This is a genomic window from uncultured Massilia sp., assembly GCF_913773735.1.
Lineage (GTDB): Bacteria > Pseudomonadota > Gammaproteobacteria > Burkholderiales > Burkholderiaceae_D > Telluria.
This window is the reverse complement of sequence record NZ_CAJYEB010000041.1, coordinates 114,034-126,632: the sequence shown is the minus strand read 5'-3', so window position 1 is coordinate 126,632 and position 12,599 is coordinate 114,034. Positions and strand designations below refer to the sequence as shown.

The following is a 12,599-nucleotide window of genomic DNA, read 5'->3' as shown; positions in this document are numbered from 1 at the left end:
GAGGCCAGAGCAGGGGTCAGAGCAGAGGCCAGAGCAGAGGCCAGAGCAGAGGCCAGAGCAGGGGTCAGAGCCCGGTGTTGGTTTTCAGGGGCTCTGACCCCGGTGTGCTGGTGGCGCGGGCCGAAAACCGGGGTCAGAGCCCTTTGAAAATCAACACCGGGCTCTGACCCCTGCGCTAACCCTGCGCTAACCCTGCGCTAACCCCTGCGCTAACCCAGCACCGCCGCTTAAAGCAGGTGATCGAGCAACTCCGGCCCGAACACCTCACGGTGCAGCCTCGCCGCCGGCACGCCCGCGTGCAGCAGCGCCAGCCACTGGGCCTGCATGAACTTGCCGGGACCGCACAGGTAGACGTCGGTCTCCTCGCGTGCCCAGGACGGCAGCCTGGCGACGTCCATGCGGCCTTCCAGCACGCCGTCCGCGCCCGCGGCATCCTCGTAGAAATTCACCACCGACAGGTTCGGCATCGTCGCCCTGAGCGCGTCGACTTCGGCGCCCAGCGCGTGGTGCGCCCGGTCGCGCGCCGCGTGCGCGAAGAGGACGCGGCGCTGCGGCCGGACCCGGGCGATGCGGTGCAGCGTCGCGACCATCGGCGTGATGCCGATGCCGGCCGACAGCAGCACCAGCGGCTGGTCGGATTCGGTGTCCGGCGTGAATTCGCCGAACGGGTGCGAGACCTGCAGCACCGAACCCACCGCGACGTTCGCATGCAGCCAGTTCGACACTTCGCCGGCCGGCGCGGCGGCGCTGGCGTCCTCGCGCTTGACCGAGATGCGCAGGCTGCCCGTGCCCGGTGCGTCCGACAGGCTGTACTGGCGCAACTGGTGGCGGCCGCCCGGCAGGTCGACGGCCACGCTGACGTACTGGCCCGGCTGGAACGGCGGCAGCGGGCGGTCGTCGTCGGCCACCATGCGGATCGACAGCACGTTAGCGCTTTCCTGCTTCGTCTCGGTCACGCGCAGGGGGCGCGTCTCGCCCGGCTGGATGCCGGCCGTGCCGTACAGCTCGGCCTCGGCCGCGATCAGCAGGCGCGCCAGCGAACCGTAGGCTTCCTTCCAGGCGTCCATCAGCGGCGCGGTGGCGGCGTCGCCCAGCGTCTCGGCGATCGCCTTGAGCAGGTGGTGGCCCACGATCGGGTAGTGCTCGGCGCGCAGGCCGACTGACACGTGCTTGTGGACGATGCGCTTGACCACCGGCCCGAGCGCCTCCGGATTGCCGATGTTCGCCGCGTACGCGAACACGGCCGCCGCCAGCGATTGCTGCTGCACGCCCTGGGCCTGGTTGCCCATGTTGAACAGGCGCGTCAGCTGCGGGTGCGTGCCCAGCATGTCGGCATAGAAGCGCTTCGTGATGGTCGGACCGTGCTCGCGCAGGACCGGGACGCTGGCGTCGATGTAGGGGCGGGATGCTTCGGAAATCATGGCGGCTCCTTGATGATGCATTTCAAATGCATCTTAAAGTCTCGAAAAATGCCCGTCATGCGGGCGCTTGGCTCGACCATTCTACACAAAGATGCATTGAAAATGCATCTTCAAGAAAAGTATTTTTTCTTGCATTGAAGATAGCAACGGCAAAGGCCCTATAATCGCAAACTTTGGATGGGATATATCTCATCCGCATGACGACCGTATTACCGCAGTGCGACAGAGGACACTACCCGTGAACCAGACCCTGGGCCAAAAGCTCTTCCGAACCAAGAATTCCCAGCACCAGTTCGAAGCCGGGCATGCCCATGGCGACGGCCTGGGCCGCACGCTCGGCCTGTTTCCGCTGACGATGATCGGCGTGGGCGCCACCATCGGCACCGGTATCTTCTTCACGATGGTCGAGGCGGTGCCCAAGGCCGGTCCGGCCGTGGTGCTGTCCTTCCTGTTCGCGGCGATCACGGCCGGCCTGACGGCGTTGTGCTACGCCGAACTGGCCGACCGCGTGCCGGCGTCGGGCTCCTCGTATTCCTTCGCCTACGCCACCGTGGGCGAATTCGCCGCCTTCATCGTCGCCGCCTGCCTGCTGCTCGAATACGGCCTGGCGGCCAGCGCCACGGCGATCGGCTGGTCCGACTACCTGAACAACTTCCTGCAGAACGCCCTCGGCTGGCACATCCCGGACGCGCTGCGCTCGCCGATGATCGTGTCGGGCAAGAACGGCGTCGAGCTCCATTCCGGCCACGTCAACCTGCCGCCGATCCTGCTGGTGATCCTGTGCTGCGTCCTGCTGGTGCGCGGCACCAAGGAATCGGCGACGACGAATGCCGTCATGGTGGTCATCAAGCTGGCGATCCTGGTGTTCTTCGCCGCGATCGCCTTCACCGGCTTCGACATCAACAACTTCCACCCGTTCTACGCGTCCGCCACCAGCCACGGCCTGGGCGGCATGGCCGGCGTGACCGCCGCGGCGGGCACCGTGTTCTTTTCCTTCATCGGCCTGGACACCATCGCCACCGCCGGCGAAGAGGTCAAGAACCCGACCCGCGACGTGCCGATCGGGATCCTGGCGGCGCTGCTGATCGTGACCGTGTTCTACATGCTGGTGGCGATCGCCGCGATGGGCGCCCAGCCGGCCCACATGTTCGAGGGCCAGGAAGCGGGCCTCGCCGTGATCCTGCAGAACGTGACCGGCAAGGCCTGGCCGGCGCTGGTGCTGTCGGCCGGCGCCGTGATCTCCGTGTTCTCGGTGACGCTGGTGACGATCTACGGCCAGACGCGCATCCTGTACGCGATCTCGCGCGACGGCCTGATCCCGAAGGCCTTCCAGGCCGTGAACCCGCGCACCAAGTCGCCGGTCGTGAATACCGTGATCGTCTGCCTCGTCGTGGGCCTGGTCGCCGGCCTGGTCGATGCGACCTTCCTGTGGGACATGGTGAGCATGGGCACGCTGACGGCCTTCATGGTCGTCTCGATCGCCGTGCCGGTCATCCGCCGCAAGCAGGGCGAGACGGGCCGCAAGGGCTTTCGCGTGCCGTTCGGCCCCTACCTGGTGCCGGGGCTGTCGATCCTGGCCTGCCTGTACCTGGTGTTCGGGCTGTCGCACACGACCTATGTCGTATTCACGGTGTGGATGGCGGTGGCGATCGTGACCTATTTCGGCTACGGGATTCGCAACAGCCGCCTGAACAAGGCGCAGGTGTCGGAGACGATGCACTAGGTTCCATCACACCGTCGCCCCGGCGGAGGCCGGGGAGCCAAGTTCTGCACGCAGATCGACTGCACCAAAAAATTCGGCCCCGGCCTGCGCCGGGGCGACGGGTGGATGCTAGGTAAGCGCTGGCTTACTTCTGCATGCTGTAGCGCTCCAGCCAGTGCGCATACGGCGCCGGCAGCACCCAGGTCGGGCGCGCGATGCCCAGTTCCTGCGCGGCCTGCAGCGGGTAGTGCGGATTGGCCAGGTGGGCGCGGCCCACCATCACCAGGTCGAGCTGGCCGTCCGCCACCGCGCGTTCGGCCAGGTGCGGGCCGTCGAAGCCCCAGGCCGACGCCACCGGCAGGCCGGCTTCCTCGCGCACGCGCTTGGCCACCGGGCCGAGGAAGGCCGGACCCCAGGGGATGGCCACGTCGGGGATGACGAAGTTGACGCTCACGCTCAGCATGTCCAGGCCGCGCGCGCGCATCATGCGGGTCAGCTCGATCGACTCGGCCAGCGTCCGTTCGTCGTTGCCGTCGTATTCGATCACGCCCATGCGCGCCGTCAGCGGCAGGTGGGCCGGCCAGACCTCGCGCACGGCCTCGAGGGTCTCGAGCAGGAAGCGGCTGCGGCCGGCGAAGTCGCCGCCGTACTGGTCGGTGCGCTGGTTGGCATGCGGCGAGAAGAAGCTCTGGCCCAGGTAGCCGTGCGCGAAGTGCAGCTCCAGCCAGTCGAAGCCGGCGGCGCGGGCGCGGCGCGCGGCGGCCACGAAGTCGGCCTTCACGCGCGCGATGTCGTCCAGCGTCATCGCCCTGGGCACCTTCGGCAGGCCCTTGCCGAAGGCGATGGCCGACGGCGCGATGGTGTCCCAGCCGTACGGCGCATCGGACGGGATGTGGTCGTCGCCTTCCCACGGGCGGTTGGCGCTGGCCTTGCGGCCGGCGTGGCCGATCTGGATGCCGGCCACGGCGCCGGCGGCCTTGATGCGGGCGGCGATGTGCGCCATGCCCTCGACCTGGGCGTCGTCCCACAGGCCGGCGCAGCCCGGCGTGATGCGGCCTTCCGGCGACACGGCGGTCGCCTCGACGATCACCAGGCCGGCGCCGCCGCGCGCGAGGCCGGCGTAGTGGACCTGGTGCCAGTCGTTGACGAAGCCGTCGTTGGCGCGGTACTGGCACATCGGCGGCACGGCGATGCGGTTGCGCAGGGTGACGTCCTTGAGGGTGAAGGGGGTGAACAGTGCTGACATGGTTTCTCGATCGGTGGATGGGCGCCGGGTGCATGGACGGCGCGGGATCGATAGGCTAAGCCGGGCCGCCAATAAAGTACACTAATGGCAGATTATCCCATCCATAAAACATGCTTATAGAATCATGCTGAACCGACAATGGCTGCGCAGCTTCGCGGCACTGGCCGACACCGGCAGTTTCACCCGCGCCGCCGAGAAGCTGGGGCTGACCCAGGCCGCCGTCAGCCAGCACCTGGGGCACCTGGAAGACGAACTCGGCCCCCTGCTGATCCGCCGTCCGCGCCAGATCGAACTGACGCCGGCCGGACGCTCGCTGCTCGACTACTGCGCCGAGGTGGCGCAGGCCGACCGCCGCCTGCAGGCGCGCCTGGCCGACGACCAGGCCGATCGCGGGGAAGTCAGCCTGGTCACGCCCGGCAGTACCGGCCTGGGGCTGTACCCGGTCCTGCTCGACCTGCAGCAGCGGCATCCGGGGCTGACGGTGCGCTGCCGCTTCGCGCCCGATGCCGAGGCGCGCGACGCCGTGCTGCAGAACGACTACGAACTGGGCCTGGTCACGCTCAAGCCGGACGATGCGCGCCTGGCCTGCCAGCCCTTCATCGAGGAACCGCTGGAACTGGTCGCCCCGGCACATTCCCCCGCCCATTCCTGGGACGACCTGGCGCGGCTGGGCTTCATCGACCATCCCGACGGCCAGGCGATGGCGACGCGCCTGCTGAGCCGTCGCTATCCCGGCAATCCGGGCGTGCGCAGCCTGCCGCTGCGCGGCTTCGTCAACCAGATCGGCCTGATCCTGGAACCGGTGGCGCGCGGCTTCGGCTTCACGGTGCTGCCGCGCCATGCGCGCCTGGCGTTCGCGCGCCCGGACGAGGTGCGGGTGATCGATTGCGGCCCGCCCGTGGTCGACCAGCTGTGGCTGATCCACCGCGCCGAATGGCCGTTGTCAGCGCGCGCCCGGCGCGTGGTGGAGCACATCCGCGCGGCGTGCCTGCTGCCGGTGCCGGGAAAGCGGCCGGCGCCGGTCGGACCGGGGCAGGCTGCTCGCCGGTGAACGCCGGCATGCCGGGCCCGCGCCGCCTCGGTGCGCGCCGGCCGTAAAAAAAGCCACGCTGCGGTGCGCAGCGTGGCTTGCCGATGAGGCCCGAAAACGCGCGATTACAGCGCGTTCATCTCCTTGAGCAGGTTGTCGGCATGGTCGACCTTCTCCATGTTCCACAGGATGTAGCGGACGTCGACCTGGATGTCGCGGGTGGCGCGCGGGTTGAAGTCCCAGTCCGAGATGATCGAGTCCAGCGTGCCGTCGAAGGCCAGGCCGATCAGCTCGGCCTTCGCGTTCAGCGCGGCCGAACCCGAGTTGCCGCCGGTGATGTCCAGCGTGGCCAGGTAGTTGACCGGCACGGTCTTCAGTTTCGGATCGACGTAGCGGCCGAAGTCCTTGGCCTTGATGGCGTCCAGCTGCTTCTGCGGCGCGTTGAACTCGCCTTCGCCGGTGGCCTTGGCGACCACGCCGTTCACGGTGGTGAAGGCGGTCCAGGAACCGGTGCCGTCGGCGCCGTAGTCGCGGCCCTTGATGTTGCCGAAGGTGACGCGCAGGGTGCTGTTGGCATCCGGGTAGACGGCCTGGCCGCGGCTGTTCATGTAGGCGATCTTGGCCTTCATGTAGTTGGCGTAGGCCTTCTGGATGTTACCGCCCAGTTCTTCCTCGGCCGCCTCGTCCTTGCGGTCGGCGTCGTACATCGCGACGGCGGCCTTGATGAAGGCGTCGTCGCTGGCCTTGAAGTCGGCCGGGGACTTGGTCATCCAGCTGGTGCGCAATGCCTTGTCCTGCAGCTTCGAACCGGCGTAGACCTTGTCCAGCGCGGCTTTCAGGGCGGCTTCGTCCATGCCCGGCTTGATGCCCAGCGCATTGTCGAAGGCGACGTTGTGCTCGGCCGCCGGCTGCGCGTTGTACTGCTTCAGGAAGTTCAGCACCAGCGCCTTGTCGACCTTCTCGTCGTAGGTGCGGTCCTGGCCGGCGATGACGGCATTGAGGCGCGCCATGTCGCGTTCCTGGTAGCCGGACTTGCGCTCGGCATCCGGCTTGGTGCGCTCGTTGGCCAGGCGGTACAGCGTGCGCGCCGAGTTCAGGAAGCGCGGGGTCGCGTAGGACTGGAAGAATTCGCGCTTGGTCTGGGCGTCGCGCTGGGCGATCAGCTTCTCGACGGTATCGATGTCGGCGCCGAATTCGGCCTTGCGCTTGGCGTCGCCGTTGACCCAGGCCTTCAGGGCGTTGTGCTCGGCGGTCTTGCGCGCCAGGATGTCGCTGTTCTCGTACGAGGTCAGCATGCCCTTGCGGTTCTTGTAGTAGTTGTTCACGCCCGCGATCTGGCCCGCGTATTTCAGCTTGGCGGCCGGGTCGTTCTTGGTCTCGCGCTCGATGATCGCCAGGGTCTCGCCCGATGCCTTCACGAAGGCCGGGTAGTTCCAGTCGAAGGTGTACGCCACTTCCGACGGCAGGCGGTGGCGGTTGGTGCGGCCCGGGTAGCCGACGACCATGATGAAGTCGCCTTCCTTGACGCCTTCCTTGGCGATCTTCAGGAAGTGCTTCGGCTGGTACGGCACGTTGTCCTTCGAGAAGTCGGCGGCCTTGCCATCCTTGCTGACGTAGGCGCGGTAGAAACCGTAGTCGCCGGTGTGGCGCGGCCACATCCAGTTGTCGGTGTCGCCGCCGAATTTACCGACGCCCGACGGCGGCGCGTGCACCAGGCGCACGTCGCGGATCTCGAGCTGCTTGATGCGGTAGAACTCTAGGCCGCCGTAGAAGCTGGCCACGGTGCAGCGGTAGCCGGCGTCCTTCTCGCACTCGGACACCAGGACCTTCTGGTTCTTTTCCATCGCTTCCACGCGCGCCTTGCCGGTCAGCTTCGCCACGTCCGGCGAGATGACGCGGTTGGTGACGTTGGCCACTTCCTCGGTCACGAACACGCGGCTGCCCGGCGCGGCCGGCAATTCCTCGCCCAGCGTTTTGGCCAGGAAGCCGTCGGTCAGCAGGTCGCGCTCCGTCGTGGAGTTCACGGCGACGCTGTTGTACACGCAGTGGTGGTTGGTGATCACCAGGCCCTGCGGCGAGACGAAGGACGCCGAGCAACCGCCCAGGCTCACCACGGCGCCCATCGGGAACTCGGTCAGTTTGGTCAGGGATGCCGGGTCGAGCTTGAGGCCGGCGGCTTTCAGTTGCTTGGCTACTTGTGGCAGCTGCTGCGGCATCCACATCCCTTCTTCGGCCTGGGCGGCGAAGCTGGTCAGGATGGCGAGCGCAAGAATGGATTTTTTCATCGCGTGGTCTTTATGGTGTCTGTGGTCTCGTGGGCTCCGGGGAGCACGCGACAGTATCCATAAAGCGATAGCCCAACGTCAACCGCTAATTCCTTGTGAGCGCTAACTATATGTATGTCCCGCCTGCCTGCGCGGCGGCGCGCTTGCCGATCTCGCGCAGGGTGGGCGGCGCCGCCGTCCACGTGTTCCGGCGGCGGATGCGTGTCCGCGGAGGCCGTTCACGCACCGGGCGAACGCGTGGACGGGGGACCCGTCCACCCTACAATTGCGCGCCGATCAGGTCGGCGATCTTGCCGGCCGCCTTGTCGGTCAGCGGGCGGTTTTCCCACTGCTGCAGGGTGATCGGCCGGGCGCGCTGCCAGTCGGCCTCGAACACGGCTTCCTGCGCCTTCGCGAAGGCGGGGTCGAGCACGTTCAGGTTGGCTTCGTCGTTGATGCTGAACGAGCGGTTGTCGAAGTTGGTCGAACCCACCGAGACCAGCAGGGAATCGACGACGAGGGCTTTTACGTGGAACATGGTCGGCTGGTACTCGGCCATCTTGATGCCGGCGGCCAGCAATGCGCCCCAGCGCTCGCGCGAGGCGGCGCGCACGATGTCGGAATCGATGATGGGGCCGGGCGTGATGATGCGCACGTCGACGCCGCGCTTCGCCGCCGCGACCAGCGCCTGCACGGCCAGTTCGTCCGGCACGAAATACGAGTTCGACAGGTGGATCGTGTGGCGCGCGGCCGTGATCGCCATCAGGTACATCAGGTGCATGCTCTCGCTGCCGCCGGTCGGCGAGCTGGAGAACATCTGGGCCGGCATCGTGCCGGCCGGTTCCAGGTGCGGGAAATACTCCTCGCCGTCGAGCACGACGCCGGTGGCCTTGGTCCAGTTGTCGTTGAACACGGCCTGCATCTGGCCGACCACCGGACCCTCGACGCGGAAATGGGTGTCGCGCCAGTGGTCCTTGTCCTGGCCGTCGCCGCGCCACTTGTCGGCGATGCCGACGCCGCCCGTGAAGCCGACGCGCCCGTCGACGACGAGCAGCTTGCGGTGCGTGCGGTTGTTCAGGCGCGCCAGCTTCCACCACACCGGCTTGTGGTAGCGGTGAACTTCCACACCGGCATCGTGCATTTCCTTGAGTGAAGCCTCGTCGATCTTGATGCTGCCGATCCAGTCGAGCAGCAGGTGCACCTTGACGCCGGCGCGCGCCCGTTCGGCCAGCGCGTCGGCGAATTCGCGGCCGATGGTTTCCGACCAGTAGATGTAGGTTTCGAAATTGATGGTCTTCTGCGCGCCGCGGATCGCGTCGAGCATGGCGGGGAAGATGCGGTCGCCGTTGATCAGCACCTCGACCTTGTTGCCCTCGACGATGGGCGGGCCCAGCAGCACGCCGAGCGAGCGGCGGAATTGCGGGTCGTTGGTTTCGTACTCGCGCGTGAGCTGGGTCTGGATCTTCTTTTCGCCTGGCAAGAAATTCAGCACGAGCAGGCCGGCCACGAGCGTGGCGATACAGGAAAGCAGGACGATCATGGGACGCTTGATACGCATGGTCTTGAATGGATGAGCTCGATCTTGGGGCGTAAAAAAACCAACGCCGTTGAGCGTTGGTTTTCAGGAAGTACGCTCTGCTGCTTAGCGGACGCGGCCGCGACGCAGCAGGTTCACGATGGCCAGCAGGATCACGGCGCCCAGGAACGAGACCAGCAGCGACGAAACGCTGAAGTCGTCCGAGTTGATGGTGCCCGAACCGAACAGTGGCGACAGCAGCCAGCCGCCCAGGAAGGCGCCGACGATGCCGACCACGACGTTCAGAATCATGCCCTGCTCGGCATCCGTCTTCATCACCATGCTGGCGAGCCAGCCGAGAATGCCACCTACGACGATCCAGATAATGAATAACATTGCTTCCTCCTCAAGTTGGAAAACATACCGCAGGCCAATTGATTGCCGAGGCCATGCATGCAGTCTAGGGATGTGCGCGACCCGGGGTCGGTGCGGCAACGAACGTTAGATGCGCAAACCTGCCGCGCGTTCTGCCTGTCCTCTTGTGGTGCGGAATGTCCCGTGCACGGTGCGTCACCGAACAGAGGTGAGCGGCTCGACAGGCCTATCGTTGGCCCCACTGGCATCACCGAACACAAGCAGTGCAACCGCACACCGACCTCGAAAGGACCGATCATGAGCAACTACGACACCACCCGTGACACCAAGCAGAGCCGCATGGTTACCGGCCTGTTCCCCGACCGCGCCAGCGCCGAACGCGCCTACAACACCATCTCGACCCGCGGCTACGGCAAGGACGACGTCAACCTGATGATGTCGGACAGCACCCGCAAGACCCATTTCGGCGATACCGAGACGGAACTGGGCAGCAAGGCCGCCGAAGGCGCGGCCGCGGGCGCCGGCATCGGCGGCACCATCGGCGCCGTGCTGGCCGGCGTGGCCGCGCTGGGCACCACGCTGGTGCTGCCGGGCCTGGGCCTGGTCGTGGCGGGTCCGCTGGCGGCCGGCCTGGCCGGCGCCGGCGCGGGTGGCATCACCGGCGGGCTGATCGGCGCGCTGATCGGCGCGGGCATTCCGGAAGAACGCGTCAAGCACTACGAGGAAGGCATCGAGCGCGGCGGCATCCTGATGGGCGTGAACGCCCGCAGCGACGAGGACGTGACGCACATCCACAAGGCCTTCAGCGATGAAGGCGGCTCGCACGTGATCGGCGCCGGCATCGGCGCCGCCGCGGGCGCGGCCACCGGCGCCGCCATCGGCGCCGCTGCCGGTCCGATCGGCATGGCCGCGGGCGCCGCGATCGGCGGCATCACCGGCGGCATGGCCGGCAAGGGCGTGGGCGAAGTCGTCAACCCGAAAGGCGGCGACGACCTGAGCCAGCACTACCTGGCCAAGGGCGTGGGCGCCGGCACGGGCGCGGCGATGGGCGCCGCCGCCGGTGCGGTGGCCGGCCCGGTGGGCATGGCGGCGGGCGCCGCGATCGGCGGCCTGGCCGGCGGCGCGGCCGGCCGTGGCGCGGGCGAGGTCGTGAATCCGAAGGTCGACGACAAGCTGCAGGAACATAACCTGGCGCAGGGCACCGGTGCCGGCGCCGGCGCGGCGCTGGGCGCGGCGGCGGGCGCGGCGGGCGGTCCGATCGGCATGGTGGCCGGCGCGGTCGCGGGCGGCATCGCCGGCGACATGGTCGGCAAGGGCGCCGGCGAAGTCGCCAACCCGAAGACCGGCGATGAACTGCACGAACATCACCTGGCCGGCGGCGTCGGCGCGGGCGGCGGCGCCATGGCCGGCGCGGCGCTGGGCGCGGTGGGCGGCCCGGTGGGCATGGCGGCCGGCGCGGCCATCGGCGGCATTGCCGGCGGCATGGTCGGCAAGGGCGCGGGCCACCTGGTCAACCCGACCGAGGAAGACGCCTACTGGCGCAGCAACTACCAGACCCAGCCGTACTACAACCCGGGCTACACCTACGACGACTACTCGCCGGCCTACGCGCTGGGCTACAACAACGCGCGCCGCTTCCCGAACTACGACCTGGCCGCGCCGCACATGGCCGATGAATGGGATCGCGTGAAGGGCACGTCGCGCCTGTCGTGGTCGCAGGCGCAGTCGGCCAGCCGCGCCGCCTGGGATCGCGTCGAGGGCAACGTGCCGGGACGTGACCTGGATCGCGGCAGCCGCTGATCCGGCAGTGGACGGCGCGGCCGTCCACGCGACAAAAAGCCCCGTGGGCCTTGCGGCCCCCGGGGCTTTTTCTTGCGACCGTCGAACGTCGATTACTGCTTGACGGCTTCGACCTGGATCGCCAGCTTGACTTCCGGATTGAAGCCCATCTTGACGCCGTAGTCGACGCCGAAGTCGGCGCGGTTGAAGGTGGCCGAGGCGTCGGCGCCGCACACTTCGCGCTTGAGCATCGGGTGCTGGATGCACTTGAACTTGTTGATCGCCAGGGTGACCGGCTTGGTCACGCCGTGCAGGGTCAGCTGGCCGTCGACCGACGCCGGGACGTCGCCCTTGAACACGACCTTGCCCTTGTAGGTGGCGGTCGGGAACTTGGCCACGTCGAACATGTCGGGGCCCTTGGCGTGTTCGTTCATCTTGTCGTGGCCGAAGTCGATCGTGGTGGCGTCGATGGTGATGTCGACGGTGCCGGTCTTGGCGGCGCGGTCCAGCACGATGGTGCCGTCGCTCTTGTTGAACTTGCCGCGCCAGGTCGACAGGCCGCCGAAGTGGTCGGCTTCGAAGCTCGGGTAGGTGTGGTTCGTCTCGATCTTGTAGGTGTCGGCGGCGAAGGCGCTCGATGCGAAGGCGGCTGCCAGCAGGGCCATGCCCAGGTGCTTCAGTTTCATAGTGGATCCTCTGTGGTGGTGGTTGTTATTGTCCCGCGGCGACGCGGAACTTGATGACGACATCGTCGGCGACCATGCTCGTGTCCTTCCACTCGCCTTCGCCGATGTTGTAGGTCAGGCGCTTGATCGGCAGCTGGCCCTCGAACACTTGCTTGCCGCCTTCGGCCTTCACGGTCAGCGGGAAGGACACGGGCGCGGTCTTGCCCTTGATGGTGAGGTTGCCGGTGACGTTCAGCTTGCCGGCGCCGGCCGGCTTGATCGCGGTCGACACGAAGGTCGCCTTCGGGAACTGGGCCGAGTTGAACCATTCCTTCTTGGCGATCTCCTTGTTGTAGTCGGCCTGGCCGATATCGAAGCTGGCCGTGTCGATGTCGACGCGCGCCGTCGCCTTTTCCGGATGCGCGGCATCGTAGTCGATGGCGGCGGTGAATCGCTTGAACGGCGATTCGACCGGCACGTTCATCTGCTTGAAGGTGGCGGTGACGCTGCTGTGGGCGGCGTCGGTCTTGAGCGCGGCGGCACTGGCCACCAGCGCGGTGCCGGCCAGGATCGCGGCGACGGCGGTACGGATGGTTTGCAT

Annotated in this window: 10 protein-coding genes; 3 read left to right on the top strand and 7 right to left on the bottom strand. The window is 67.3% G+C overall.

Annotated features, from left to right (window positions below):
• Positions 1-227: 227 nt before the first annotated feature.
• Positions 228-1,421 carry a globin domain-containing protein gene (locus QZ749_RS21425; protein ID WP_296951152.1) on the bottom strand — a complete coding sequence of 398 codons (1,194 nt, stop codon included), beginning with the start codon at positions 1,419-1,421 and terminating at the stop codon, positions 228-230.
• Between the two features lie 238 nt (positions 1,422-1,659).
• Here QZ749_RS21425 and QZ749_RS21420 point away from each other — a divergent pair, with 238 nt between their 5' ends.
• Positions 1,660-3,144, top strand: coding sequence for an APC family permease (locus tag QZ749_RS21420; RefSeq protein ID WP_296951149.1), 1,485 nt, complete (start codon positions 1,660-1,662; stop codon positions 3,142-3,144).
• 124 nt (positions 3,145-3,268) lie between these two features.
• Here QZ749_RS21420 and QZ749_RS21415 read toward each other — a convergent pair whose 3' ends face one another.
• Complete coding sequence (locus QZ749_RS21415; protein ID WP_296951146.1) at positions 3,269-4,369, bottom strand: NADH:flavin oxidoreductase/NADH oxidase; 1,101 nt, start codon at positions 4,367-4,369, stop codon at positions 3,269-3,271.
• 124 nt (positions 4,370-4,493) lie between these two features.
• Between QZ749_RS21415 and QZ749_RS21410 the strand changes: the two genes are divergently transcribed.
• Positions 4,494-5,420, top strand: coding sequence for a LysR family transcriptional regulator (locus tag QZ749_RS21410; RefSeq protein WP_296951143.1), 927 nt, complete (start codon positions 4,494-4,496; stop codon positions 5,418-5,420).
• 104 nt (positions 5,421-5,524) lie between these two features.
• On the opposite strand, the gene QZ749_RS21405 is transcribed toward QZ749_RS21410, so the two are convergent.
• From QZ749_RS21405 to QZ749_RS21395, 3 genes are all read right to left on the bottom strand, one after another.
• The gene (locus QZ749_RS21405; RefSeq protein ID WP_296951140.1) at positions 5,525-7,684 is read right to left on the bottom strand and encodes a S46 family peptidase; all 2,160 of its coding nucleotides are present in this window, start codon (positions 7,682-7,684) and stop codon (positions 5,525-5,527) included.
• Positions 7,685-7,943: 259 nt separating this feature from the next.
• Complete coding sequence (cls, locus tag QZ749_RS21400) at positions 7,944-9,203, bottom strand: cardiolipin synthase (RefSeq protein WP_296951134.1); 1,260 nt, start codon at positions 9,201-9,203, stop codon at positions 7,944-7,946.
• Positions 9,204-9,305: 102 nt separating this feature from the next.
• Positions 9,306-9,575: a GlsB/YeaQ/YmgE family stress response membrane protein gene (locus QZ749_RS21395; protein WP_020656446.1), complete on the bottom strand. Its 270-nt coding sequence runs from the start codon at positions 9,573-9,575 to the stop codon at positions 9,306-9,308.
• Between the two features lie 276 nt (positions 9,576-9,851).
• Between QZ749_RS21395 and QZ749_RS21390 the strand changes: the two genes are divergently transcribed.
• Positions 9,852-11,354 carry a hypothetical protein gene (locus QZ749_RS21390; protein ID WP_296951121.1) on the top strand — a complete coding sequence of 501 codons (1,503 nt, stop codon included), beginning with the start codon at positions 9,852-9,854 and terminating at the stop codon, positions 11,352-11,354.
• Between the two features lie 92 nt (positions 11,355-11,446).
• Here QZ749_RS21390 and QZ749_RS21385 read toward each other — a convergent pair whose 3' ends face one another.
• Together QZ749_RS21385 and QZ749_RS21380 are read right to left on the bottom strand one after the other, a co-directional pair.
• The gene (locus QZ749_RS21385) at positions 11,447-12,019 is read right to left on the bottom strand and encodes a YceI family protein (protein WP_296951118.1); all 573 of its coding nucleotides are present in this window, start codon (positions 12,017-12,019) and stop codon (positions 11,447-11,449) included.
• Between the two features lie 25 nt (positions 12,020-12,044).
• Positions 12,045-12,599, bottom strand: coding sequence for a YceI family protein (locus QZ749_RS21380; RefSeq protein ID WP_296951114.1), 555 nt, complete (start codon positions 12,597-12,599; stop codon positions 12,045-12,047).

What these genes read in the sequence shown, in the direction of transcription:
- cls (WP_296951134.1), bottom strand. Translation starts at nt 9,203, where the DNA reads ATGATCGTCCTGCTTTCCTGTATCGCCACGCTCGTGGCCGGCCTGCTC.
- QZ749_RS21395 (WP_020656446.1), bottom strand. Translation starts at nt 9,575, where the DNA reads ATGTTATTCATTATCTGGATCGTCGTAGGTGGCATTCTCGGCTGGCTC.
- QZ749_RS21390 (WP_296951121.1), top strand. Translation starts at nt 9,852, where the DNA reads ATGAGCAACTACGACACCACCCGTGACACCAAGCAGAGCCGCATGGTT.
- QZ749_RS21405 (WP_296951140.1), bottom strand. Translation starts at nt 7,684, where the DNA reads ATGAAAAAATCCATTCTTGCGCTCGCCATCCTGACCAGCTTCGCCGCC.
- QZ749_RS21415 (WP_296951146.1), bottom strand. Translation starts at nt 4,369, where the DNA reads ATGTCAGCACTGTTCACCCCCTTCACCCTCAAGGACGTCACCCTGCGC.
- QZ749_RS21410 (WP_296951143.1), top strand. Translation starts at nt 4,494, where the DNA reads ATGCTGAACCGACAATGGCTGCGCAGCTTCGCGGCACTGGCCGACACC.
- QZ749_RS21385 (WP_296951118.1), bottom strand. Translation starts at nt 12,019, where the DNA reads ATGAAACTGAAGCACCTGGGCATGGCCCTGCTGGCAGCCGCCTTCGCA.
- QZ749_RS21380 (WP_296951114.1), bottom strand. Translation starts at nt 12,599, where the DNA reads ATGCAAACCATCCGTACCGCCGTCGCCGCGATCCTGGCCGGCACCGCG.
- QZ749_RS21425 (WP_296951152.1), bottom strand. Translation starts at nt 1,421, where the DNA reads ATGATTTCCGAAGCATCCCGCCCCTACATCGACGCCAGCGTCCCGGTC.